We start from the raw sequence: 464 nt of genomic DNA, 5'->3' as shown, positions 1-464 counted from the left end.
TTCCGGAATAGCGGTTGAGACTTCGCGCATGTCTTGCTCGTCTTCCGAATCGGACACGTCCTTGTTGCTGACAACCAGCACATAGCCCCGACGCACAAAACAGCGGCCAACGCACACACCATTATTGCGCGTGCGTACCGTATACGTTTCGCCGTCAGTAATGAAAGCCAAAACAGACATTGCTTGTTCCTTATTTAACGATGTTGCGATTTTCCATTTCTGCTGCGTGCTCTTCCGCGTAACGCCGTGCCGCACGTTTCATACCCGATCCGGTTGCCGGCCAGTCACGCATGCCGCCTACACGCGGCGACAGATACGAGAGTTCGCACCTGAGCGGATCATGTCGTGCAATCTGTTGTTCGTAGCTGAATCCGCGCCCCATGCGATTGTCGGGCGTAAACGTGAAACTGCCGATTGTTACCGATTCTTGCGTGTCACGAACCCGGATGAGTGCCGCGTAAAAG

2 protein-coding genes are annotated in these 464 nt (G+C 54.3%); both read right to left on the bottom strand.

Features of this window, described 5'->3' with window-relative positions; translation table 11 throughout:
• On the bottom strand, positions 1-180 hold a 180-nt coding region (locus AC1RP4_RS07715), incomplete at its 3' end, for a hypothetical protein (RefSeq protein WP_481763229.1).
• Between the two features lie 10 nt (positions 181-190).
• Positions 191-464, bottom strand: a 274-nt coding sequence (locus tag AC1RP4_RS07710; protein WP_481763228.1) for a hypothetical protein, incomplete at its 5' end; no start/stop codon positions are given.

This window comes from Dellaglioa sp. CoH-56-MRSF-10, assembly GCF_056782175.1.
This window is presented reverse-complemented; position numbering and strand designations above follow the sequence as displayed.